Source organism: Rhodospirillales bacterium (assembly GCA_016712595.1).
GTDB lineage: Bacteria > Pseudomonadota > Alphaproteobacteria > Rhodospirillales > Defluviicoccaceae > Defluviicoccus.
Genome location: JADJQT010000001.1, coordinates 361,500 through 386,123 on the forward strand (window position 1 = coordinate 361,500; position 24,624 = coordinate 386,123).

Annotated in this window: 17 protein-coding genes; 7 read left to right on the forward strand and 10 right to left on the reverse strand. The window is 63.7% G+C overall.

Annotated features, from left to right (window positions below; genetic code table 11):
* Window positions 1-15: 15 nt before the first annotated feature.
* From IPK66_01610 to IPK66_01645, 8 genes are all read right to left on the reverse strand, one after another.
* Window positions 16-1,518, reverse strand: a complete 1,503-nt coding sequence (locus IPK66_01610; protein MBK8174029.1) for an amidophosphoribosyltransferase — start codon at window positions 1,516-1,518, stop codon at window positions 16-18.
* Complete coding sequence (locus IPK66_01615) at window positions 1,508-2,185, reverse strand: CvpA family protein (protein MBK8174030.1); 678 nt, start codon at window positions 2,183-2,185, stop codon at window positions 1,508-1,510. The genes IPK66_01610 and IPK66_01615 overlap by 11 nt, the downstream gene beginning before the upstream one ends.
* Window positions 2,178-3,575: a DNA repair protein RadA gene (gene radA / locus IPK66_01620; protein ID MBK8174031.1), complete on the reverse strand. Its 1,398-nt coding sequence runs from the start codon at window positions 3,573-3,575 to the stop codon at window positions 2,178-2,180. Before radA ends, IPK66_01615 begins: the two co-directional genes overlap by 8 nt.
* Before the next feature lie 40 nt (window positions 3,576-3,615).
* The gene (locus tag IPK66_01625; GenBank protein MBK8174032.1) at window positions 3,616-4,395 is read right to left on the reverse strand and encodes an ATP-binding cassette domain-containing protein; all 780 of its coding nucleotides are present in this window, start codon (window positions 4,393-4,395) and stop codon (window positions 3,616-3,618) included.
* Window positions 4,392-5,165 (reverse strand): ABC transporter permease, encoded by a 774-nt coding sequence (locus tag IPK66_01630; protein MBK8174033.1) that lies wholly within the window; start codon window positions 5,163-5,165, stop codon window positions 4,392-4,394. Before IPK66_01630 ends, IPK66_01625 begins: the two co-directional genes overlap by 4 nt.
* A gap of 34 nt (window positions 5,166-5,199) precedes the next feature.
* Complete coding sequence (gene alr / locus IPK66_01635) at window positions 5,200-6,342, reverse strand: alanine racemase (protein MBK8174034.1); 1,143 nt, start codon at window positions 6,340-6,342, stop codon at window positions 5,200-5,202.
* A gap of 9 nt (window positions 6,343-6,351) precedes the next feature.
* Entirely contained in the window at window positions 6,352-7,875 is a 1,524-nt protein-coding gene (locus IPK66_01640; protein ID MBK8174035.1) for a replicative DNA helicase, read from the reverse strand.
* Window positions 7,876-8,117: 242 nt separating this feature from the next.
* A complete protein-coding gene (locus IPK66_01645; GenBank protein ID MBK8174036.1) occupies window positions 8,118-9,482 on the reverse strand; it encodes a cytochrome B6 in 1,365 nt (454 codons plus the stop codon).
* 463 nt (window positions 9,483-9,945) lie between these two features.
* Here IPK66_01645 and IPK66_01650 point away from each other — a divergent pair, with 463 nt between their 5' ends.
* The 7 genes from IPK66_01650 (at window position 9,946) to IPK66_01680 (ending at window position 20,948) form a co-directional block, all read left to right on the forward strand.
* Window positions 9,946-13,980, forward strand: coding sequence for a TIR domain-containing protein (locus tag IPK66_01650; GenBank protein MBK8174037.1), 4,035 nt, complete (start codon window positions 9,946-9,948; stop codon window positions 13,978-13,980).
* A 223-nt stretch (window positions 13,981-14,203) separates the two neighbouring features.
* Window positions 14,204-14,752 carry an ATP-dependent protease subunit HslV gene (gene hslV, locus IPK66_01655; GenBank protein MBK8174038.1) on the forward strand — a complete coding sequence of 183 codons (549 nt, stop codon included), beginning with the start codon at window positions 14,204-14,206 and terminating at the stop codon, window positions 14,750-14,752.
* Complete coding sequence (gene hslU, locus IPK66_01660; GenBank protein ID MBK8174039.1) at window positions 14,749-16,062, forward strand: ATP-dependent protease ATPase subunit HslU; 1,314 nt, start codon at window positions 14,749-14,751, stop codon at window positions 16,060-16,062. Before hslV ends, hslU begins: the two co-directional genes overlap by 4 nt.
* Window positions 16,063-16,323: 261 nt before the next feature.
* The gene (locus tag IPK66_01665; protein MBK8174040.1) at window positions 16,324-16,761 is read left to right on the forward strand and encodes a YeeE/YedE family protein; all 438 of its coding nucleotides are present in this window, start codon (window positions 16,324-16,326) and stop codon (window positions 16,759-16,761) included.
* Window positions 16,758-17,273: a YeeE/YedE family protein gene (locus tag IPK66_01670; protein MBK8174041.1), complete on the forward strand. Its 516-nt coding sequence runs from the start codon at window positions 16,758-16,760 to the stop codon at window positions 17,271-17,273. Before IPK66_01665 ends, IPK66_01670 begins: the two co-directional genes overlap by 4 nt.
* Before the next feature lie 139 nt (window positions 17,274-17,412).
* Window positions 17,413-19,206, forward strand: a complete 1,794-nt coding sequence (locus IPK66_01675) for an acyl-CoA dehydrogenase (protein ID MBK8174042.1) — start codon at window positions 17,413-17,415, stop codon at window positions 19,204-19,206.
* A gap of 113 nt (window positions 19,207-19,319) precedes the next feature.
* Complete coding sequence (locus IPK66_01680) at window positions 19,320-20,948, forward strand: electron transfer flavoprotein-ubiquinone oxidoreductase (protein MBK8174043.1); 1,629 nt, start codon at window positions 19,320-19,322, stop codon at window positions 20,946-20,948.
* A 68-nt stretch (window positions 20,949-21,016) separates the two neighbouring features.
* Here the strand turns inward: IPK66_01680 and IPK66_01685 are convergent, their stop codons facing one another.
* Complete coding sequence (locus IPK66_01685) at window positions 21,017-22,285, reverse strand: calcium-binding protein (protein ID MBK8174044.1); 1,269 nt, start codon at window positions 22,283-22,285, stop codon at window positions 21,017-21,019.
* Window positions 22,286-22,565: 280 nt separating this feature from the next.
* The gene (locus IPK66_01690; protein MBK8174045.1) at window positions 22,566-24,566 is read right to left on the reverse strand and encodes an acetyl/propionyl/methylcrotonyl-CoA carboxylase subunit alpha; all 2,001 of its coding nucleotides are present in this window, start codon (window positions 24,564-24,566) and stop codon (window positions 22,566-22,568) included.
* Window positions 24,567-24,624 lie beyond the last annotated feature (58 nt).

A 24,624-nucleotide genomic window follows, 5' to 3' on the forward strand; every position in this document is an offset into this window, starting at 1 on the left:
GTCAGCGGGACGAGGCTATTCCTCCAGCAGGCTGAGCTGGTTGTTCTCCGGGTCCTCCTCGTGGTCGATGAGGCGGATCGGATAATCGCCGGTGAAACAGGCGTCGCAGTATTGCGGCCGGCTGGCGTTCCGGCCAGGTTCATCCACCGCTCGGTAGAGGCCGTCGATACTGAGGTAGGCGAGTGAATCGACGCCGATATAACGCACCATCTCTTCAAGGTTTCGCGTCGCTGCCAGCAGTTCCCTCCGCTCCGGCGTATCAATGCCGTAGAAGCACGAATGCGTTGTCGGCGGGCTCGATATCCGCAGGTGCACCTCGGCAGCGCCGGCATTGCGCACCATTTCGACGATTTTCACCGACGTGGTGCCGCGTACGATCGAATCGTCGACGAGCACGACCCTTTTGCCCTTCAGACGGGCGACGTTGGCGTTGTGTTTCAAGCGCACACCGAGCAGGCGGATGTGCTGCGCCGGCTCGATGAAGGTGCGGCCGACGTAGTGGTTGCGGATAATCCCGAGTTCGAAGGGCGTGCCCGATTGCTCGGCATAGCCGATTGCAGCGGGCACGCCCGAATCGGGCACCGGAACCACCAGATCGGCATCGACGGGACTTTCCCTTGCCAGTTCCTCACCGATGCGCTTGCGGACCGCGTAGACATTCCGCCCTTCGATCGTCGAATCGGGACGGGCGAAGTAAATGTACTCAAAGATGCAAAAACGGCGGGGCAGTTTGGTGAATGGTTTGATCGAGCGCAAACCCTGCTCATCGACGACGATCATTTCACCGGGCTCGACATCGCGGATAAACTGCGCGCCGATGATATCGAGCGCGCAGGTCTCCGAGCAGAGGATGTAGGCGCCATCGAGACGCCCGAGTACGAGTGGGCGGACCCCGTGAGGATCGCGCATGCCGATCAGCTTTCGCCGCGTAATGGCGACGAGCGAATAGGTTCCCTCGAGCTGGCGCATCGCGTCAATCAGCCGGTCGATCACTGTCGAATAGGGGCTGGTCGCGACGAGGTGGATGATCGCCTCGGTATCCGAGGTCGAATGGAAGATCGATCCGCGGCGGACCAGCGCCCGGCGAACAACCAGCGCGTTCGTCAGGTTACCGTTGTGGGCGATGGTCAGGCCGCCGAACTCGAAATCGGCGAAGAGCGGCTGCACGTTGCGCAGAATCGTCTCGCCGGTCGTAGCGTAGCGGACATGGCCGACGGCGACCGAGCCCTTCAGGCGGCGGATGATCGCCGAGGTGCCGAAGTTGTCGCCGACGAGTCCCATCGCCTTGTGCGCGTGGAAGTGTTCGCCGTCGAAACTGACGATGCCGGCGGCCTCCTGACCCCTATGCTGCAGGGCGTGCAGCCCGAGGGCGGTCGTCGCCGCCGCGTCGGTGTGGCCAAAGACGCCGAAGACGCCGCATTCGTCGTGGAAATGGTCGTCGTCGAGACCGGATGTGTCGCCAACGTCGGTACGGGCGGCGCCGTTCGCCTCGGTCGTAGAAGTATTGTCAGCGGTCACTGTCAATCAACCGTTCGAGTTCCCGACGCTCGCCCTCGCTATAGCCCCCCGGCTTTTGCTTGCCGCTATTTTGCGGACTCTTCGGATCCGGGGTGATGATGTCGCGCACCATCCGTTCCGTTTCAAGCGCTTTTATTGCACGCGTGCGCTGTGGATCGGACGCCTGGGTCATTGGCAGTGGATCGGACTTGATCAGCGATTGCAGTGTGTTTGCGCCCCGTTCCACCAGGGGTCGGGCCCGGGCATTGCGCATCCAGTCAGGCTGCTCGGCGGGCGCGATGAGCCAGGCGATCGGGATGTAGGCAAGGCAGACGAGCAGGGCTCCCCGCAGCAGACCGAAAAGAAAGCCGAGCGAGCGGTCAACGGCGTTCAGCGCGCTGTCCTGCACCGTGCGCGCGGCCGCTCGCGTTAGCAGCGACAGGAGCAGCAGGGCAACAATGAACAGCACGCCGCCGGCGGCGACATCGGCCAGCAACGGCAGGGTGATGAACTCACGGGCGATCGGCCGGGCGTAGGGCAGGCCGAAGACGACGGCGAGCGCGGCCCCGACCCATGCCGCCATCGACAGCACCTCGTGGACGAAGCCGCGCGCGAAGGCGAGGACGGCGGAGACGAGCAGGATGCCGATGATCGCAAGATCGGCGAGCGTGAATGGCAGGTTATCCACGACCGGACCTCCGGGTCCCGAGCGCTTCGGGCGGTTGGCGCAGCAGTGTGAGAAGGTCGCCAACGTGACCTGTTTCAACGCGATGCAACATACTCTTGTCGGGCGCGGCTCCGCGACGCAGCGGTACGATCGCCGCCTCAAAGCCGAGCTTCGCCGCTTCTTTCAGGCGCGCGTCGGCACGTGCGACCGCGCGGACCTCGCCGGCAAGGCCGATCTCGCCAAAAACAACCGTCTGAGGCGGGAGCGGGCGGGCAAGGGCGGCGGACGACAGGGCCGCCGCGACGGCCAGATCGGCGGCCGGCTCCACGATGCGCAGTCCGCCGGCGACGTTGAGAAAGACGTCGCTGGTCGCAAAAGCCATTCCGCAACGCGCTTCCAGCACGGCGAGAATCATCGCAAGTCGCGCGCTGTCCCAACCGACCACGGCGCGGCGGGGCGCGGCAAAGGCGGACGGGGCGATCAAGGCCTGGATTTCGACCAGAACCGGACGGCTCCCCTCGATGCCGGCGAACACCGCCGAGCCGGAGACGTCGTGATCACGCTCGGCGAGAAAGAGCGCCGATGGATTGGTCACCTCGTCCAGACCGGCATCGGTCATGGTGAATACGCCGATTTCGTCCGTTGGACCGAAGCGGTTTTTGACGCCGCGCAGGATGCGGAATGGGTGCCCGCGCTCACCTTCAAAATAAAGCACCGTATCGACCATGTGTTCGAGCACCTTTGGCCCCGCGATCATGCCTTCCTTGGTGACGTGGCCGACAAGCAGCAAGACGAAGCCGTGGCGCCGTGCCAGACGGATCAGTACCTGCGCCGATGCCCTTACCTGCGCCACGGTTCCAGGTGCAGAATCGAGATCGCCCAGGCCGAGGGTCTGGATCGAATCGATGATCACCACGTCCGGCGCGCCGGGGTTGCCGATTGTCGCCGCGATATCGTCAACCATCGTTGCCGCAGCAAGCTGTACAGGCGCGTTGCGCACGCCCAGACGGTCCGCGCGTAGACGAAGCTGGTCGATCGCCTCCTCGCCGGAGATGTAGACGACTGTCGCCGTCTGCGCCAGGGCTGCCGCAACCTGCAGCAACAGTGTCGACTTGCCGATGCCGGGATCACCGCCGATCAGCACGGCTGATCCGGCGACGAGACCGCCGCCGGTCACCCGGTCGAACTCGCCGATGCCCGTGCTTCGCCGGGCCGGCCCCTCGACCGCGCCAGCCAGCGGCACCAGCGCCAGCCGGCGCTTTGGCCCGCGCCCGATGGGGGCAAGCGGCGAATCGCCGCCGATTTCTTCGATCAGCGTGTTCCACGCGCCGCAGGCGTCGCAACGCCCGCTCCATTTCGGATGCGCTGTACCACAATCCTGGCACACGAAGACATTGGTCGCGCGGGCCATCGTCTCAGCGTCCGTCGCGGCGTGCGACCGCGTGGCGCACTTACGCTCTCACCGCCATCTGAATGGGACCTTCGGCGCGGCCGTTGATGAACTGCTCGACCAAAGGATCACCTGAATTATCGATCTCGGCGACCGATCCGGCCCACACGATCCGGCCCCGGTAGAGCATCGCAATGCGATGGGCGATCTTCCGGGCACTGTGCATATCGTGGGTGATGGACAACGCGGTCGCGCCGACCTCACGAGTGGTCTTGATGATCAGATTATTGATCACGTCGGCCATGATCGGATCGAGACCGGTGGTCGGCTCGTCGAAAAAGGTGATCTCAGGATCGGCGGCGATGGCGCGGGCGAGGGCGACGCGTTTCTGCATACCTCCGGAGAGTTCCGCCGGCTGCAGGTCGGCGACGTCGGCGCCGAGCCCGACCAGGGCCAGCTTTTCGATGGCAACGGCGCGCGCCTCGCCACGGTTGATTCGTTTACGCGCCAGCAATCCGAAACTGACATTCTCCCAGACCGGCAGGCTGTCGAACAGCGCACCGCCCTGAAAGAGCATTCCGAATTTTCGGCTCACCTGTTCGCGGCGCGACGGCGCCAGTCCCAGCACCTCCTCGCCGTCGATCTCGATCGAGCCCTCGTCGGCGGCGAGAAGGCCGAGGATGCACTTGAGCAGTACCGACTTGCCGGTGCCGGAGCCGCCGATGACGACCACGGATTCGCCCACGCCGACATCAAGGTCAACGCCGTCCAGCACGCGTTTCGCGCCGAAGGCCTTGCGCAGGCCGCGGATGCGGATCTTCTTCGCAGCAAGCTCGCTCATCGGGCGAAGAACAGTTCCGTCAGGACGTAATCGAAGCACAAGATGAGGATCGACGACGAGACGACGGCGTTGGTGGTTGCCGTTCCAACCCCTTGCGCCCCGCCCTTCGACGAATACCCATGATAGCATCCCATCAACGTGACGATGAAGCCGAAGGCGGAAGCCTTGACGAGGCCGGACACCAGGTCCTCCGCCTTCAGGGCTTCCCAGGTGTTCTGTATGTATGTTGCCTCGTTGAAGCCAAGCTTGTAGACGGCGACGAGATAGCCGCCGAAAACGCCGATGACGTCGGCAATGAGCACCAGCAACGGCAGCATGGTAACGCCGGCGATCAGGCGTGGTGCAACCATGTACTTCATCGGGTTGGTCGAAAGGGTGCTCAGCGCGTCGAGCTGTTCGGTCACCCGCATTGTTCCGATTTCCGCGGCCATCGCCGCGCCGATGCGTCCAGCGACCATCAGACCGGCGAGAACGGGGCCCAACTCGCGGGTCAGCGAGACAACGACGACGTTGGCAATCGCCGATTCGGCGGAAAAGCGGGCGAACCCTGTGTAGCTCTGCAGCGCCAGCACCATGCCGGTGAAGATCGCCGTCAACCCGACCACGGGCAGGGAGTAGTAGCCGATGTCGATCAACTGGCGCAGCAGGCTGCGTCCATAGATCGGCGGGCGGAAGCAATGGCCGATCGCAGAACCGGCGAACATCACCAGCCGGCCGGTTGTCGCCAGCACCATGAGCACAAAACCGCCGACGACCTGAAGTGCGCCCATTCTCTTCGCGTTCCCGTGTTCCGTCGGCTCGTGTTCAGGTGGCGGCAGAGAGCCACCGGCGGGCATATCTGTTGCCCAGCGATGTCAGGATCTCGTATCCGATCGTTCCTGCTTCGCGCGCGACCTCGTCGATCGGATGGTGTGGCCCAATCAGCTCGATAAGCGTGCCGGGCTGGACCGCCTGATCGTCGACTCCCGTCACATCGAACGTGGTCAGATCCATGGAGATCCGCCCGACGATCGGCACACGCCAGCCCCCGATATATCCCGCGCCGCAGTTTCCCAGCGACCGCAGGATGCCGTCGGCGTAGCCGACACCGACAGTGGCGATGCGCCGCGGTCCCGATGCCGCATAAGACGCACCGTAGCCAACGCTCTCGCCTGTGTCAATTTGACGCACTTGCAGCACCGGGGCTTCAAGCCGGACGACCCCTTGCATCGGGCTGGTTTCACCGGCGACAGAAGATCCACCGTAAAGAGCGTACCCCGGCCGGACGAGGTCGAACAAGAAGCCATCGCCGAGAAATACACCCGACGAAGCGGCGAGGGATGCGGGTGCCGCTGGCAGCCTGCTGCGTGCGGTGGCAAAGGCGGCACGCTGCTTGTGGTTGAGCGGATGCCCGGGCGCATCAGCGCAGGCGAGGTGGCTGAGGACGAGGCCGAGGGCGATGCCGGAAAGGCGATCGGGTTCTGCGCAGAGCCGGGCGAACTCGTCCGGCGGCAGGCCCAGGCGCGCCATGCCGGTATCGACGTGAATCGCCGCCGGCAAGCGGCAGTCGAGGGCTTCGGACAGCGACGCCCAGGCGCCGATCTCATCGAGGGTATTCAGCACCGGAATGAGGCCGTACTGGACAAACTCCATTTGGCCAGTCGGCGGCGCACCGTTCAGCACAAAAATGGCGGGTGGCGATGTCTCTTCCGCTTCGCTCTCCGCCGCGGCACGTTGCAGGCACCAGCGCAGGGTAATCGCTTCATCGAGGGTGGCGACGAAAAACACTCGGCAACCCGCGGCCCAAAGAGCCGGGGCCACCTGCTCGACGCCGAGCCCGTAAGCATCGGCCTTGACGACAGCGGCGCACTCGGCGGGCGCGGCCCGATCGCGCAGCGCCCGCCAATTGGTGACAATAGCGCCCGCGTCAATGCTCAGCACCGCCCCGGCGGTGTCCTCTCGCGTCATGTTGCGTCCTTACAAGTCAGGCGTATCGCGCGGGTCCAGATCCCCGAAGCGGGTGAACTCGCCCTCGAAAAACAGCTTGATGTTTCCGATTGGCCCATGCCGTTGTTTGGCGATCATCACGTCCGCGAGGTTGTGCGCCCGTTCGCAGCGCTCCATCCAGTCCTGGTGGCGTTTTTGAAATTTATCGTCAGTCTCATCCGGCCGCTGCGTGGGCTCGGTGCGTTCGAGATAATACTGCTCGCGAAAGACGAACATCACCACGTCCGCGTCCTGCTCGATCGTGCCGGATTCGCGCAGGTCGGCGAGTTGTGGACGCTTGTCCTCACGTTGCTCGACAGCGCGGGAAAGCTGCGAGAGCGCCACAACTGGCACCTCCAGCTCTTTCGCCAGTGTTTTCAGCCCGCGGGTGATCTCGGAGAGTTCCTGCACCCGGCTGTCGTGGCGCGAGCCTGGCGAGGGCGCGATGAGCTGCAGGTAGTCGATAACCAGCATCCCGAGTCCGAACTGCCGCTTGAGCCGGCGCGCCCGGGTGCGCATCGCGCTGATGGAAAGGGCGGGCGTATCGTCGATGAAGATCGGTAGCCGCTGCAGCTCCTGGCTCGCCATCACCAGATCCGGAAACTTGTCGGATGGTACCATGCCCCGGCGGATGCGATCGGAGGGGATGCGCGTCTGCTCGGCGAGGATGCGGGTGGCGAGCTGTTCGCGCGACATCTCGAGCGAGAAAAAGCCGACAATCGCACCATCGACGACCTTGGCGGGTCCGCCGTCGGCTGGCGTTTCGCGGCGAAAGGCGCGGGCGGCATTAAAGGCAAAATTGGTCGCGAGCGCTGTCTTGCCCATGCTCGGCCGGCCCGCGAGGATGATCAGGTCGGACGGATGCAGGCCGCCCAGCTTGCCGTCAAGATCGCGAAAGCCCGTCGGCACGCCGGATAGCAAGCCCTGGCGCTTGTGCGCGGCCTCCGCCATCTTTAGCGCGCTGATCATCGTCTGCTTGAAAGCCTCGAAACCACCGTCATAGGTGCCCTTGGTGGCGAGATCATAAAGCCCCTGCTCAGCCATCTCGATCTGCGTGTCCGCCGCTTCGGCGACGTCGCTCGCATAGGCGCGGTTGACCACGTCCTCGCCGAGGGCGATCAGTTCGCGGCGCAGGTAGAGGTCGTGAACCAGCCGGCCGTACTCGCCGGCATTGATCGGGCTGGCGGCGCATTCGGTGAGGCGGATGAGATAGGCGAGGCCACCCGCCTGCGCCAGCAGTTCGTCCTGCTCGAACCAACCCTTCAGCGTGACAGGATCGGCGATCTGTCCGCGTTCGATTAGACGGCAGCAGGACTCGTAGACGCGCGTGTGCTCGGCGAGAATGAAGTGCTCGGAACGCAGGAAATCGGACACGCGCTCGAACGCGCGATTGTTGACGAGAATGGCGCCGAGCAAGGCCATTTCGGCGTCGATGTTGTGCGGCAGGCGGCGAAGCAGCGGCGTTGGGCTTGCCGAGGTTCGCGCCGGTGCGAGGTTTATTTCGAGAGGCGTCATCAATCGCCGTTTCGGTGGTGGCGTAAGGAGCGCATAGCGTACGCTCTGGCCCGCCTGTGGAGAACATTAAAGCCGGGCATAACTGGCACCGGGCATGCTTCCGGCCGGCGGCGGCGCAAGGTCAACGACGCTGGGGGGCGCGGGGAGCGGCGAACAGCAGCTCTTGCGATAGGCATCGGACAAGAGATCGCCCCGGAAAGAGCCGGGGCGAGGGTGGGCTTTCGCTGAAGCCGGATCGCGGTTTAGAGGACGCGCATATAGGCGACGAGATCTTTCTTCTCGTCCTCGCTGAGCTTGGTGCCGAGGACGAGGTTGAAGAACTCGACGGTGTCTTCGAGGGTCAAGAGCCGGCCGTCGTGCAAGTACGGCGGAGAATCCTTGATACCGCGCAGCGGGAAGGTCTTGATCGGACCATCCGCGGAGGCCATGCGTCCGTTGATCATCTGCGGCTTGAAGAACCGCTCGGTCTGCAGATTGTGCATCAGATTATCGGTGAAATACGGTGCCTGATGACAGGCCGCGCACTGCCCCTTGCCGAAGAACACCGCTTCGCCGCGCCGTTCGGCGTCACTGGCTTTGGTTGCATCGAGGCGTCCGAAGAGGTCCAGTTTCGGCGCGGGTGGAAAATCAAGAATCTCCTGGAATTCGGCCATGAAATGGACCTGGCTTCCGCGTTCCAGGATGTTCACGCCCTTCTTGGTGGCGATCACCGGATCGCCGTCGAAATAAGCGGCGCGCTGCTCGAACTCGGTGAAGTCCTCGACGGTCTTCAATGCCCGCTGGGAGCCGAACAGTCGCTGGATGTTGACGCCGCGCAGCGAGGGGGTGTCGAGCCGGTGGCGGAATTCCTGGGGACGAATGTCGCCGACGAGGTGCGTCGCCGCATTCGTATGGCCGTTGGCGTGACAATCAAAGCAGGTCACCCCCCGGCTGGGCAAAGCCGACCGGCGATCTTCAGTCTGGTTGAACTGTTGCTGCGGAAACGGCGTGACGAGGAGCCTTACGCCCTCAATCTGCTTCGGATTGAGGATACCGTTGAACAGCGCATAGTAATTCATGATGGTGACGAGCTGCCCCCTCGAGACGTCACCGAGATCGGGCCGTGTCGTCAGGAAGATCGCCGGGGGAAACTCGGGAAGAAAGTGATCAGGCAGATCGTAGTCGAGATCGAAGCGAGTAAGGTCGCGGCCTTCCTGCTTGTTGATTTCGTTGATGTGGAATTTCGGGAAGACCATTCCGCCTTCGGGATGGTTCGGGTGCGGCAGCGGCAGGAAACCTTTCGGGAACAGGCCCTTGTCCTTGATCTCATCGGGGCTCATCTTCGTCAGTGAGTCCCAGGTCGCACCGCTCGGCAGTTTCGCCCGGACTCCTTCCTGTACCGGCTTGCCGCGAAACATCTTGGCGTCAGCGGCGGGGTGATCGCCCAGGTCGTATCGCTGGTTCAAAAGGTCCGCCTGCCGTCGTTCGACCTCCGGCTTGGCGTTCTTCATGCGGCTCATCGTTGTCGCGAAATCTTCGGTGATGGCGACCGGCGCGTAGCTCGTCGGCTGCTGCGCCTCGACGACCGAGGCGGCGAGGCCTCCCGCGACGATAACCGCCGCGCCCATACATCGTACAAAAAGGTTTAAGCGGATCATTTGACTCTCTCCCTCCGTGGTTGATGGCGCTGTGGCGCAATGTGCTCCTTGGTCGCGCGCACAGCATATTAGAATTATTCTAAAATAACGCGTGTGGGGCGTAAAATCCAATCGGTAAAATCTTTTAACGCGACCTATTTTGCCGATGGACACGTTCGGCAACCGCACCGACCAGCGATCGGACGCAAGGCTGAGAAAAACGCCGGATAGCGAATAAGACCGCTTCCGTCGCGGCACGTCATGGCTCGCCAGAACGCGATTTTCAGCAGCAGATATGAGAAAAGCGGACAATCTTTTCATGGAGAGCAGGCTTTAGCTTGGTCTTATCCTGTTAATCCGTGCACGCGACTTTGCTCAACAGACACAAAGATGTCGCGAGAGCGGAAGAGCCTTGATATCATCCTACAGAAATAACCCACTCAGGGAATGCCGCTTGGCGGTCAAGTTCGATGTCTTCTTCAGCTATGCGACGCGCGACCATCTGGCCGTGGAGGCGGCCGCACGCGCGCTGACCGACCGCGGATTTTCTGTGTTTCTCGACCGGTGGTATCTCGTCCCCGGTCAGCCATGGCCGCGGGCGCTGGAACAGACTCTCGGAGCCTGCAGCGCCGTTGCGGTGTTTATCGGCGATGATGGTCTCGGACCCTGGCAGCAACGCGAGCGGGATCTCGCTCTCGACCGCCAGGGACGCGAGCCCGGCTTTCCCGTCATTCCGGTTCTGCTCACCCACACGGACCCCGCGTTGGGGTTCCTTAAGCTGAACACATGGATCGACCTGACGTCGGGCGTCGCCGATGAGGACGCAATCGGTATTCTCGCCTCGGCCATTCTCTGCGAGCCGCCGGGCCCGCAAGCGCGTCAACGCAGCGAGGCGATCCGTGCCGCGATCTGCCCCTACCGCGGCCTCAGGCCGTTTCGCGAGGAAGACGAACCGTTCTTTTTCGGCCGTAGCGCCTTCACCGATGCGTTGACCACGGCGGCCGTCCGCCAGCCGTTTGTCGCCGTGATCGGCGCTTCGGGCAGCGGAAAATCCTCGGTGGTGCGGGCGGGTCTGATTCCTCGCCTGCGCAAAGGCGAGGGAGCACAGGTATGGGACGCCCTGACCTTCGTGCCCGGCGATCGGCCGCTGATCAACCTTGCCGCCGCCCTGCTGCCGGCTCTTCAGGGCGACCTCAGTGAGGTCGACCGACTCGCCGAGATCGGTCGCCTCGCAGCCCACCTTGCCGACGGCACGGTGGGCCTGCGGGACGTCCTCGCCCGGGTGCTGGCGAAACAGCCGGGCACGGATCGCCTGCTCTTATTCGTCGATCAGTGGGAGGAGCTTTACACGCTGTGTTCCGACGACGTCGTCCGGCGTGCGTTTATCGAGCATCTCCTGGGTGCAACGGCGACGGATGCGGTCCACGTCGTCCTGACCCTGCGCGGAGACTTCGTCGGTCACGCGCTCGCCAGCCGGGAGCTCTCTGACCGGTTGCAGGACGCGGTGGTCACCGTCGGTCCGATGACCCGCGAAGAGCTGACGGAAACGATTACCCGGCCGGCGGAGCGTGTGGGGCTGGTCTTCGAAACAGGGCTCGTCGAAAGTATCCTCGACGATGTTGGCGACGAGCCTGGCAACTTGCCGCTGCTCGAGTTCCTGCTCGAAGGGTTGTGGGCGGAACGGCGAGGGAACGTCCTCTGTTATGACGCTTATCAGCGGCACGGGCGTGTCGCCGGCGCCATCGCTTACCGCGCCGAAGACGTGTTCGCGCGCACGTTAACCGAAGCCGAGCGCGAGGCCGCCCAACGCTTGTTGATCCGTATGGTACGCCCCGGCGATGGCATGGAAGATACGCGCCGCCGGGCGGCTTTGCCCGAATCCGACGCGGTCGTGAATGCAACGATCCGCAAACTGGCGGGAGAGCGCCTGGTCGTCACCGAAAGGAATTCGGGAACCGGCGAGGTCACGGTCGAACTGGCGCATGAAGCCCTGATCCGCGGCTGGCTCCGCCTGCGCGGCTGGGTCGATCAGGACCGCGAATTCCTGCGCACGCGCGAGCGGCTGGCCGCTCAGGCACGTTTGTGGGAGGCGGAAGGACGAAGCGTTGACCGGCTCCTGCCACGCGGCCGCTGGTTGGTGGAGGGAGAGGACCTGCTTGCCAACCGACGCGCTGATCTGGAGCCGCTGCTCGTCACCTTTATCGAGGTCTCCGGCAAGGCAGCGCGCACCAACCAACGCCGGCGCCGGTGGGTGGTGCGCGGTGTTGTCGCGGCGATGGCGGTCATCACGATCATCGCCATCGCCGCCGGCCAAGCCGCCCACCGGCAACGGACGGAGGCCGAGCGCAATTTGGAGGTGGCGCAACGGGCGCAGTCGCGCGCGTTCGCGGCATTGGCCCAGTCCGAGCTGGAAATCGGATCGCCGGCGACGGCGCTGCGCGTGGCATTGGCGGCGGTCCCCGAGAACCTCGCCCATCCCGAGCGAGCCTACGTGCGCGAGGCGGAAGGAACGATCGTGCATGGGCTCGGAGAACTGCGTGAGCGACGACGTTTTCAGCACGAAAAATTCGTCAGCTCCGTTGCGTTCAGTCCGGACGGGCGCACCCTCGCCACCGGGTCTTGGGACAAGGCGCGACTGTGGGATACGACGACCGGCAAGGAGATCGCCGCGCTGAGTGGCCACGAGAGCTTTGTGCTCTCGGTGGCGTTCAGTCCGGACGGGCGCACCCTTGCCACCGGCTCCTGGGACAATTCGGCGCGGTTATGGGACGTCGCGACGGGTAAAGAGACGCTGGTTCTCAATGGACACACGAACTCGGTGCTCTCGGTGGCGTTCAGCCCCGACGGGCGCACGCTGGCGTCGGCCTCGTCGGACGGTACCGCCCGCCTATGGGATCTGGCGACGGGTGAGACCATCAAGACGCTCACCGGCCATACCGCGTCGGTCGCGTCCGTTGCCTTCAGTCCGGACGGAACGACCGTCGCCACCGCTTCCTTTGATGCGACAACGCGCCTTTGGGATGTCGCAACCGGCAAGCAACTCACCACGATCGGCGAAAACAAGGCGCCGATTTTATCCGTCGCCTTCAGTCCGGATGGTGAAATGCTGGCGACGGGCTCGTCCGATACCACCGCGCGGGTCTACGAGATCGCTACGGGCAAGCAGATTGCCGTCTTCGGCGAGCATGAAAAGTCCGTGCCGTCCGTCGCCTTCAGCCCGGATGGACGAACCCTGGTCACAAGTTCCGAGGACCGCACGGCGCGGCTCTGGGATATCGCCAGCGGCAAGGAAATCGCCGTTCTGCGCGGACACGAGAATTCGGTGCTTGCGGTCGCGTTCAGCCCCGACGGGCAGTCGGTTGCGACCGGCTCATCGGATTATACCGCGCGCCTGTGGGACGTTGCGGCGAGCGCCGAAATCGTTGATTTCCGCGGCCATACAGCGCCCGTGCTGTCCGTTGCCTTCAGCCCCGACGGGCGGACGATCGCCACTGGATCGGAAGACAAGACGGCCCGACTGTGGGACGTTGCGACGGGCAAGACGCTTGTGGTCTTTCGTGATCACGAGGATTGCGTTCCATCCGTTGCCTTCAGCCCGGATGGGCGGTTTTTGGCCACGGGCTCCTGGGACAAGACGGCGCGACTCTGGGAGGTGACGGGCCGGCCTGTTGCGACGTTCCGCGGCCACGATGACTTCGTCCTTTCCGTCGCGTTCAGCCCCGACGGACGACTGCTCGCCACGGGTTCCACGGATACGACGGCGCGGCTTTGGGAGGTCGCGACCGGCAAGCAGATTCTCGTTTTGCGCGGTCACGCGGCACCCGTGCTGTCCGTCGCCTTCAGTCCGGACGGACAGATGCTTGCCACGGGGTCGGCGGACAATACCGCGCGGCTTTGGGAGGTCGCGACCGGCAAGGAGGTCATTGCCCTGCGCGGTCACGACTATAACGTTCTGTCCGTTGCCTTCAGCCCCGACGGGCGGACGATCGCCACCGGTTCATCCGACAGCTCGGCACGCCTGTGGGAAATCAAGACAGGCAAAGAGATCGTCGCCTACCGCGAGCATGACGAATCTGTCACTTCCGTCGCACTGGCGCCGGACGGGCGAACCCTGGCGAGTGGCTCGTGGGACAAGACGGCGCGTCTGTGGGACGTGATGAGTGGCAAGGAGATCGCCACGTTGCGCGGCCATCAGTTTTCGGTGCTGTCCGTCGCCATTAGCCCCGACGGCCGGATGCTGGCGAGCGGTTCCGGCGACAAGACGGCGCGCTTGTGGCCGGTCGGTCAGGGGTTGATCGACCTTGCCTGCGCTCGCGTGGAGAACCTGCCGCTCAGTGCCCATGCCAAGCAACGCTTCGGTATTGAGCACGAATGGTGCACGCCCGAAATTTCCGCCGCTCTGCGCGGTAGCCTCGGCGTTGGCGATCCGCCGACGGCCCCGGAAAGCCCCCCCGGCCGCATCGCCGTCCTCTCTGTCCAACCCAAGTGACTTGCATCGATAGCGCGCGTCCGACGTGGGTCCACTCCATTTCGCACCACCGGGGTGATCGACACACTGCTTGGCCCTGTAATCGAACGGGCGATCCCAGCCGAGAGCAATCGCGCAGACCATCGCTCGGCACGTCCGCTTGACCCCCGCAGAACATCGACCTACATCGTCGCGTGGCTCGCACGACTGCGGGCGAAGGCAGCGGTTCTTGCGGGCGAGGGTAATGGCAGCGGATAGCGCGAGCGTCTGGCATGGAACGACGATCCTTTGCGTACGGAAAGGCGATCGCGTGGTCATCGCTGGCGACGGTCAGGTCAGCCTCGGGAACACCGTCATAAAGTCAAATGCACGCAAAGTGCGTCGCTTGGGCGATGGCGGGGTCATCGCCGGCTTTGCCGGAGCGACCGCGGATGCGTTCACGTTGTTCGAGCGGCTCGAGGCCAAGCTCGAGCAATATCCGAAGCAACTCACCCGCGCTTGCGTCGAACTCGCCAAGGATTGGCGGACGGACCGCTTTCTTCGCCGGCTGGAGGCGATGATGGCGGTTGCGGATGCGTCGGTGTCCTTGGTGCTGACCGGCTCAGGCGACGTTCTCGAACCGGAGCATGGCCTGATCGGGATCGGCTCGGGCGGCTCCTTCGCTTTTGCCGCCGCGCGCGCGATGATGGATCGAGACGACCTTGATGCCGAACAGGTGGCGAGGCGCGCCTTGGAAATTGCCGCCGATATCTGCGTGTTCACCAATCGCAATATAATTGTCGAGAGCTTATGACCAGTTTTACTCCGCGCGAGATCGTCTCAGAGCTTGATCGCCACATTGTCGGACAGAACGATGCCAAGCGTGCGGTGGCGATCGCTCTGCGCAACCGTTGGCGCCGGCAGCAGCTCGACGACGGCATGCGCCAGGAGGTCCTGCCGAAAAACATCTTGATGATCGGACCGACGGGGGTCGGCAAGACGGAGATTGCCAGGCGTCTCGCCAATCTGGCGCAGGCGCCGTTTCTTAAAGTCGAGGCAACCAAGTTCACCGAAGTCGGCTATGTCGGGCGCGATGTCGAGCAGATTGTCCGCGATCTCGTCGAGATCGCTATCCACATGACGCGCGAGAAGCTTCGCGAGCAGGTGGCCGCGAAGGCCGAACTCGCGGCGGAGGATCGGGTGATCACCGCGCTCGTCGGAGAGAACGCCGGAGCGGAAACGCGCGAGAAATTCCGGCGCATGCTGCGTTCAGGAGAACTGGACGACAAGGAGATCGAGATCCAGGTCGCCGATTCTTCCGGCATGCAACTGCCGACGTTCGACATCCCGGGTGTTCCCGGGGCGCAGATGGGAATGCTCAATCTTTCGGAGATGTTCTCCAAGGCGTTCGGTGGCGCACAGCGAAAAGCCAAGAAAATGACCGTGGCGCAATCGCATGACGTTCTGATCGCCGAGGAGGGTGACAAACTTCTCGACGAGGAGCGGGTGGTCAAGGAAGCGATCGACGCGGTCGAAAACCAAGGCATCGTTTTTCTCGACGAGATCGACAAGATCACCGCGCGCTCGGAGCGCGTCGGCGCCGACGTCAGTCGTGAGGGCGTTCAGCGCGATCTGCTGCCGCTGATCGAAGGAACCATCGTGCCGACGAAGCGCGGCAATGTGAAAACAGACCACATTTTATTCATCGCCTCTGGCGCTTTTCATGTCGCCAAGCCATCGGACATGTTGCCCGAGCTGCAGGGACGCCTGCCCATTCGCGTCGAACTGCAGGCTTTGACCCGCGACGACTTCGTGCGCATTCTCACCGAGCCGCAGGCGAGCCTGATCAAGCAGTATAAGGCCTTGTTGGCAACCGAGGACGTCAAACTCGACTTCGAGCCCGACGCGATCGAGGAAATCGCCACACTCGCCGCGGAAATCAATTCCGGCGTCGAAAATATCGGCGCACGGAGATTGCAAACGGTCATGGAAAAACTCGTCGAAGAGATCAGCTTCACCGCCTCTGAACGCTCGGGTGAAGAGATCACCATCACCAGCGAGGACGTTCGCAACCGCGTCGGCGAACTGGCGAAGAACGCAGATCTTACAAAATTTATCCTCTAGGCTTTAACGGCATTCAGCTTCTGGCGCGGGGGGCTGCCGCGGGCGGCGGGATTGTCTGATCGCCAAAGCCGCGTGATCCGAGGCGAGGGACCGGGAACCGGCGAACGATTGTGTTGCGCGATCGCGGGAGGGCCCCGCGATGGTACGAGCCGCCGGCACCGCCATAACCGCTTGCAGTGCCCATTATATGCATGATTGCTAAAGGACGGATAGCGCAATAGTCTGAAGGCGGTCTTGTCCTTCGGCGAGTAGAGCGGTCATATGGTTGGATCGGCGATTTTGTCGGCTTTAGCGGGCGGAAGCCTCATCGGCCTCGCCGCCGTGGTGCTCATGCTGTCGTCAGGCCGCGTTCTCGGGGTTTCCGGAATCGTCGGCGGTCTGGCCCGTGCCCCAGCGGGGGATATCGCCTGGCGCATCGCCTTTCTCGCCGGGCTCATCGCAGGCCCAATACTCGTGCCGGTTTTTGGCGGATCGCAGCCGGCAGTTCATCTCGCGGCGCCTCCGGCTCTCGTTATTGTGGCCGGTGCGCTGGTCGGCTTCGGCAGCCGTCTCGGCAGTGGATGCACCAGCGGGCATGGTGTCTGTGGCCTCGCCCGCGGATCGCGGCGTTCGTTCGTTGCAACCGCGACATTCATGGCGGTTGCCGCGGCGATCGTCTTCCTGACGCAGCATGTGTTCAGCGGTGGGGTGAGCGGATGATCCGGATCGCGACGGCTGTGCTCGCCGGTCTGTTGTTCGGGGCGGGGTTGGCGCTTTCGGGCATGATCGATCCAGCGGTCGTTCTGGCTTTTCTCGATCTCGGCGGGATCGGCGACGGAAGGTGGAATCCGTCGCTGGCGTTTGTTATGGCGGGCGCGGTCATCGTTGCCGGGCTCGGCTATCACCTGATCTTTCGCTGCCGCCGGACGCCGTTGTTCGCGTCGTCGTTTCAACTCTCCGCCACCCGGACCGTTGAATCGCGACTAATCACCGGAGCTGCCCTCTTCGGGCTCGGCTGGGGGCTCGCTGGCTACTGCCCCGGCCCGGCGATCGCCGGCCTTGGCCTCGCATCCACCCGGACCTGGTTGTTTGTCGCGGCGATGCTGGCGGGCATGGGGTTGTTCGAGCTGGCCGCGCACTGGATCACGCGACCGAGCCATCATCCGCGATCCTGTTTGCCGGCTTCCGACGCGTCGACCACGCGATCCGCGGGGCGAAAAGCGGGGCGATAGGCACCTATCGCAGCGTTCTCCGTGCACGGACGCGATAAACCCGCTAAAAAGCGTCGCAGATAATTTTGCTCGGGATCGTGGGAGGGCGGGCGCTGTCATCCGGGCGCCGCTGTTCTCAAGCGGAAAAGGCAACAAAGCCATGACGACGTACGCAGCACCGATTCGTGACATCCGGTTTGTGCTCGAGAACCTGTGTGCCTTGGAGGACGTATCGGCTCTGCCCGGCCTCGAGGAAGCAGCGCCGGACTTGGTGTTCGCCGTTCTCGACGAGGCGGACAAGTTCGCCTCCGGAGTCCTCGCGCCGCTCAATCAGCAAGGCGATCATCAAGGCTCTCGTCTCGTCGATGGCGCCGTGCGGACGCCTGAAGGCTGGCGCGACGCCTACGCGTCGTTTGCCGAGGGCGGCTGGAATGGCGCGGTCTTCGATGTCGAGTACGGCGGCATGGGGTTGCCCTGGCTGGTCAACGCCGCCATTCAGGAAATGATGCACGCCGCCAATATGGCGTTCGCCTTGTGCCCGATGCTCACGCAAGGGGCGATCGAGGCCCTGGTCTTCAATGCCTCGGACGATCTCAAGGCGCGCTATCTGCCGAAGATGGTTTCCGGCGAATGGACCGGGACGATGAACCTGACCGAAGCCGGGGCCGGCTCGGATCTTGGCGCGGTACGGACCCGCGCGGAACGCAGCGGCGATCACTATCTGATCTCTGGCCAGAAGATCTTCATCACCTACGGTGATCACGATCTCACCGAGAACATCATTCACCTTGTCTTGGCGCGCACGCCGGATGCCCCTCCGGGAGTCAAGGGCATCTCCCTGTTCGCCGTTCCGAAGATGATGGCGGGCGAAAACGGCACGCCGGGCAAACCCAACGACGTGGCTTGCGTTTCGCTCGAACACAAGCTCGGCATCCACGCGAGCCCGACGGCGGTACTCGCCTTCGGCGATCACGGTGGCGCCGTCGGCTACCTCGTTGGCGAAGAAAACCGCGGCCTCGAATACATGTTCGTGATGATGAACATGGCCCGCCTGGTCGTCGGCATTCAGGGGCTGGGCGTTTCCGAACGGGCCTACCAGCAGGCGCTGCAATACGCGCGCGAGCGCATCCAGGGACCGCCGGCGGGAACCGATCCGAAACAGCGCCTGCCGATTTTTGATCATCCGGACGTCCGCCGGATGCTGATGACGATGAAGGCGTATACCGAGGCAATGCGCGCGGTGGCGCTGACCGCCGCGCGTTCGATCGACTTCGCCCACCGGGATACCGACGCGGCCCGCAAGGCGTATCACCAGGGGCGCGCGGACCTGTTGACGCCGATCGTCAAGGGCTGGCTGACGGAGATGTCGGTCGAACTCACCTCGCTGGCGGTGCAGGTCCATGGCGGAATGGGCTACGTCGAGGAAACCGGCGTGGCGCAGCACTTCCGCGACGCACGGATCACGACGATCTATGAGGGCACGACGGCCATCCAGGCAAACGATCTCGTCGGCCGCAAAATTATCCGCGATAAGGGCAAAGCAGTCGGCGTGCTTCTTGACGAGATGCGCCAGCTCGATAGCGAACTGGCCACCAATGCGAACGCCGCTTGTGCGGCGATGCGTGGGCCGCTTGCGAGCAGCATCGATGCCTTGGCAAAGGTGGTCGACTGGCTGCTTGGTGACGCGTCCCGCGATCCGCGTCTGCCGGCCGGTGCCGCGTGCAACGTGCTGAAGATGGCCGGGATCGTCATCGGCGGCTATCAGATGGCACGGGCGGCGGTCTCGGCGCGCGGTCGGCTCGATGCCGGTGACGGTGATCCGCGCTTTCTTGAAGCCAAGATCGCGACAGCGACGTTTTACGCCGAGCAGATTCTGCCGCAGGCCGGGGCACTACTGCCGATCATCGTCGATGGTACGTCGTCGATCATGGCACTCCAGGATGATCAGTTCTGACGACGTTTTCCCGGGCCGCTTGCGGCCCGCGGGCGCTGCCCTTTCCGGGGAGGGGCATCCGTTCCGTCACGGGCGCCGAACTCCCCGGCAACACGGGGTAGGGAACGGAAACGATGAGCCGGGAAGCAATGGAATTCGACGTCGTGATCGTCGGCGGCGGCCCTTCGGGGCTGACCACGGCGATCCGTCTGAAGCAGCTCAGCGCGCAGCAAGACCGCGAAATCAGTGTCTGCGTCATCGAGAAGGGATCGGAGGTCGGCGCGCACATCCTCTCGGGGGCGGTGATCGAGCCGCGCGCGCTGGATGAGTTGATCCCGGACTGGCGAGACAAGGGGGCGCCGCTGAACACACCCGCCGGCGATGATTCCTTTCTGTTCCTGACCGAGAAGAAAGCCATCCGGCTGCCGACCCCGCCGCAGATGCATAATCATGGCAATTACATCATCAGCCTCGGCAATCTCTGCCGCTGGCTGGCGCAGCAGGCCGAGGAACTCGGCGTCGAGGTATATCCCGGCTTCGCCGCTGCCGAGATTCTCTATGATGAAAACGGGCGCGTCGTCGGCGTCGCCACGGGCGATATGGGGGTCGGCAAGGACGGCGAGCAGACCGAGAACTACCAGCCGGGGGTCGAGCTGCGCGGCACTTATACGATTTTCGCCGAGGGCTGCCGCGGCTCGCTGACCAAGACGCTCACCTCCCGCTACAACCTGCGCGACGGCGTGCAGCCCCAGACCTTCGGCATTGGCATCAAGGAACTGTGGGAGGTCGACCCCGCAAATCACCATCCCGGCAAGGTGGTGCACACCGTCGGCTGGCCGGTCGATACCCATACCTACGGCGGCTCGTTCCTCTACCACTTCGAGGATAATCAGGTGGCGGTCGGCTTCGTCATCGGCCTCGACTATCAGAACCCGTTCCTCTCGCCGTTCGACGAAATGCAGCGGTTCAAGACCCACCCAGTGATCCGCACCACCTTCGAGGGCGGGCGACGCATCGCCTATGGCGCCCGCGCGCTCGCCGAAGGCGGCTTCCAGTCGATCCCCAAGCTGGTGTTCCCGGGCGGCGCCTTGATCGGCGATACCGCCGGCTTCCTCAACGTGCCCAAGATCAAGGGCATTCACACGGCGATGAAATCGGCGATGACCTGCGCCGATGCGGTATTCGCCGCGCTTGCCTCCGATGCGCCGCCGGCGGTACTCGATGCCTACCCCGAAGCGCTGAAGACCACCTGGTTGTGGGACGAACTCAAGCGGGTGCGCAACATCCGTCCGTCGTTTCGCTGGGGGATGTGGGGCGGCATCGCATATTCGGCGCTCGAGACTTACCTGTTGCGCGGCAAGGCGCCATGGACGCTGTCCCACCACGAAGACCACGCGATGCTCAAGCCGGCCGCCGAATGCCAGCGCATCGAGTATCCCAAGCCGGACGGGGTGATCGCGTTCGATAAGCTGTCGTCGGTCTACATCTCCAATACCAATCACGAGGAAAACCAGCCCTGCCACCTGACGCTCAAGGATCCGAGCGTGCCAGTGGCGATCAACCTCGCCCGCTACGACGGCCCGGAGCAGCGCTTTTGCCCGGCCGGCGTCTACGAGTTTGTCGAGGAGGACGGCGCCAGCCGCCTGCAGATCAACGCCGCCAACTGCGTGCACTGCAAGACCTGCGACATTAAGGACCCGACCCAGAACATCAACTGGGTGGTCCCCGAGGGCGGCGGTGGTCCGAACTACCCGAACATGTAGACCCGGTTGACGTAAAGTGCCGAGGTCGAGCCGCTACGGTCGGCCCGACCTCGGATCGCGCTCCGGTCTTAGATGAGGAAATTGTCGGCGTGAGCGAGGTCGTCAGGGCTGATGCCGGCGACGAAGACGCTCCCCGACGGCAACGAGATCAGCGTGCCGGTCCCTTGTGCCGAGAACGTCGCGAACACCGCGTCCAAGTCGGCAAAGTCGAAAAGGGAAAGGTCGATGACGTCGCCTTCCGCGGCGTGGAAGTCGTTGATACGATCGGCGCCGCTGCCGTAAACGCGCGCAGAGGAGAAAGCGAAGGTATCGGCGCCGGCGCCGCCGATGAGCACATCACTGCTTTGCACACTGCGCAGCACGTCGTCACCGGCCCCGCCGACGAGCGTCGCGGGCTCGAAACCGCCGCTGACGATCGTATCGTTGCCGCCACCACCGTTCAAAATGGCCGATCCGAACAGTTGCTTGATCAGCCAGTCATCGCCAGCGCCGCCATAGAGCGTATCGTGCCCGTTCAGCGCAGAGAGCGTATCGTTGCCGGCGCCACCCCTCAGCAGATTCTGGCTGCTGCTGTCGCCATCCGAGTCACTGACCGCGTCGTCGCCGCTGCCGCCGTCGAGCGTGTCGTCGCCGCTGCTGCCGTCGAGGGTATCGTTGCCGGCGCCCCCCGTGAGCCGGTCGCCCCCTAAACCGCCGTCAATCCGATCATTGCCGCTATCGCCCCAGATACGGTCGTCGCCGTTATCGCCCAACACCGTATCATCGCCGGTGCCGGCGTAGACAACGTCGTTGCCATCGCCGCCGCTGATCGAATCGCTGTCCGCTCCGCCGACAATGGTGTCATTGCCCCAATCGCCGGAGAGCTGATCGGCATCGCGGCCACCGAGCAGCCAGTCATTGCCGCATCCGCCCGATAAGGTGTCGGATTCGCTGCCGCCGGCGAGGCTGTCGTTGCCGTCCCCGCCATCGAGGACGTCGTTGCCCGAGTTGCCGGCGAGGCTATCGTCGCCGCTGTACCCGTAAATGACATCATCGCCGCCGCCGCCGATCAGTGTGTCGGCGTCGGCAACGCCGTAACCCGCCGACGAGCAGGGTCCGCCTGCGATCCAGTCGTTTCCCGAACCGCCGTTAATGAAGTCGTTGCCGATCCCGCCGTCGATCTGATCGTCGCCACCGTCACCGGTGATGATGTCATCGCCGCCGGCGATACTATCGACGGGATCGCCAGAGATCGAATCGTTGCCGCCATTGCCGACGATGACATCAGCCGCTGCCGAGCCGTCGAGCACATCGCCGACCGGTGTTCCGATATAAACGTGACCGATGATGGTGGTCATCACATCCCCCCAAATGTCGATGCGGCATCCCCCAATGCCAATGGGTCAAGCTAGCACGTTTGAGCAGAGGACACAAACGACAGCCCTATGAAAGCGGCTGCGTCAATTTGACCGCAACTCGCGACCATGGCGCGCAGGCGCGGATGGCCTGCGAAAGGAGGGTAGTCTGTGACGAAGGATCGCGCTTGGGGACGAACGGGTTCGTTCGCGATGGTGCCGAAGCACCGTTCCCTCTTCCGGGGAGGAAGAGGGAACGGTTGGATCACGCTTTAATCGAGGCCTATTCGAACTCGATGATGATCTGGCCGACGGACAGCGTATCGCCCGCCTTGGCGTGCAGCTTACTGACCTTTCCGGCCTGGGCGGCGCGAAGGATGTTTTCCATCTTCATCGCCTGGACGACGGCGAGTTCGTCGCCGGAATCGACCCGTTCGCCCGCTTCGACGGCCAGCGAATGCAACAGTCCCGGCATCGGCGAGACAAGGTACTTCGACATATCCGGCGGCAGGCGTTCCGGCATCATTTTCGCCAGCTCGGCAACCGCCTTGGTGTAGACGAGAACGTCGACCTCGGCGCCGAGGTGGTAGAGGCGATAGCCGATACCCACCCGCTCGACCTTGAACGAGTGCGGCACGGCGTTGATGGTGCAGCGGAGCACCGGATCGCCGACCACCCAGTCGCTGCGGATCGACAGCGTGTGGCCGTCACGAAGAATATCGAAGCCTTCCTCCGAGCCGCGCCCGGCGTGTTCTTCGACCGAAACCGGGAAGTAGGTCTTGGCAATGCACGCCACCCAGTCCGAATGCAGTTTGCGGCCGTAGCCGGGCATCTGCCCGCTAACATCCTTGGCCCGGTACATGTAGCGCAGGTGCATGAGCATCGAGACGGCGATGATGCTGTCGATATCGCCCGGCTCGAGCGGCGCTGGCGAGAAGCCTTCGGGATACTCCTCGGCGATGAAGGCGGTGCTCAGCCGTCCCTGCAGGAAGCGCGGATTGGCCATCAGCGCGGTCAGGAAGGCGATGTTGTGATGGACGCCCTTGATATAAAACTCGTCGAGCGCGCGCCGCATCAGCGCGATGGCACTGTCACGATCCCGTCCCCAGGTGGTCACCTTGGAGATCATCGGATCGTAGAACATGCTGATCTCGCCGCCTTCATAGACGCCGGAATCAACCCGGACTTCATCGCTTTCCACCGGCTCGCGGTAGCGGACCAACCGGCCGGTCGAGGGCATGAACTTGCGGTTCGGATCCTCGGCGTAGACGCGGGACTCGATCGACCAGCCGTGCGGTTGCACGTCCTGCTGGCGGATGGTCAGCTCTTCGCCGGCGGCGATGCGGATCATCCATTCGACGAGGTCGATCGAATGGGTGAATTCGGTTACCGAGTGTTCGACCTGCAGGCGGGTGTTCATCTCCAGGAAGAAGAAGTTGCGCCGTTGGTCGACGATGAATTCGCAGGTGCCGGCGGAATCGTAGCCACAGGCCTTGGCCAGGGCTACGGCGCGCATCCCCATCTCGCGCCGGGTTGCGCCGTCAAGGAACGGCGAGGGCGCCTCCTCGATGACTTTCTGGTGGCGGCGCTGGATCGAGCATTCGCGCTCGTCGAGATGGATGACGTTACCGTGGCGGTCGCCGAGTATCTGGATTTCGATATGGCGCGGCTGCTCGATGAATTTCTCGATGAACACCCGGTCATCGCCGAAAGCCGAGCGCGCCTCGGAGGTGGCCAGACGGAAGGCTTCCTTCAACTCGGCCTCGTCGCGTGCGGTGCGGATACCCTTGCCGCCGCCGCCGGCCGCTGCCTTGAGCATGACGGGAAAGCCGATCCCCTCGGCAATGCCGACCGCCTCTTCCGGCGTAGCGATCTGGTCCCAATGGCCCGGCACGGTAGGGACGCCCGCTTCCTTCGCCGCCCGATTGGCGGTGATCTTATCGCCCATCAGCCGGATGACCTCGGCATTCGGGCCGATGAAGGCAATGCCCTCGTCGTTCAGCGCCTTGCAGAAGGCCGTCCGCTCCGACAGGAAGCCGTAGCCGGGATGCACGGCATCGGCGCCCATCCGTCGGCAGGCGGAGACAATCTTTTCAATGACAAGGTAACTTTCAGCCGCGGCCGAGGGACCGATATAGACCGCCTCGTCGCATGCCCGCACGTGCCGGCTGTACTTATCCGCGTCCGAATACACGGCAACGGTCTTGATGCCCATCTTGCGCGCGGTTCGCGCGATTCGGCAGGCGATTTCGCCACGATTGGCGATTAGAATCTTCTTGAACATCTAATTCTTTTCCCGCTCAGAGGGTTGCACCTTTTTGGGCGCCGGGCGAAATCTTCGA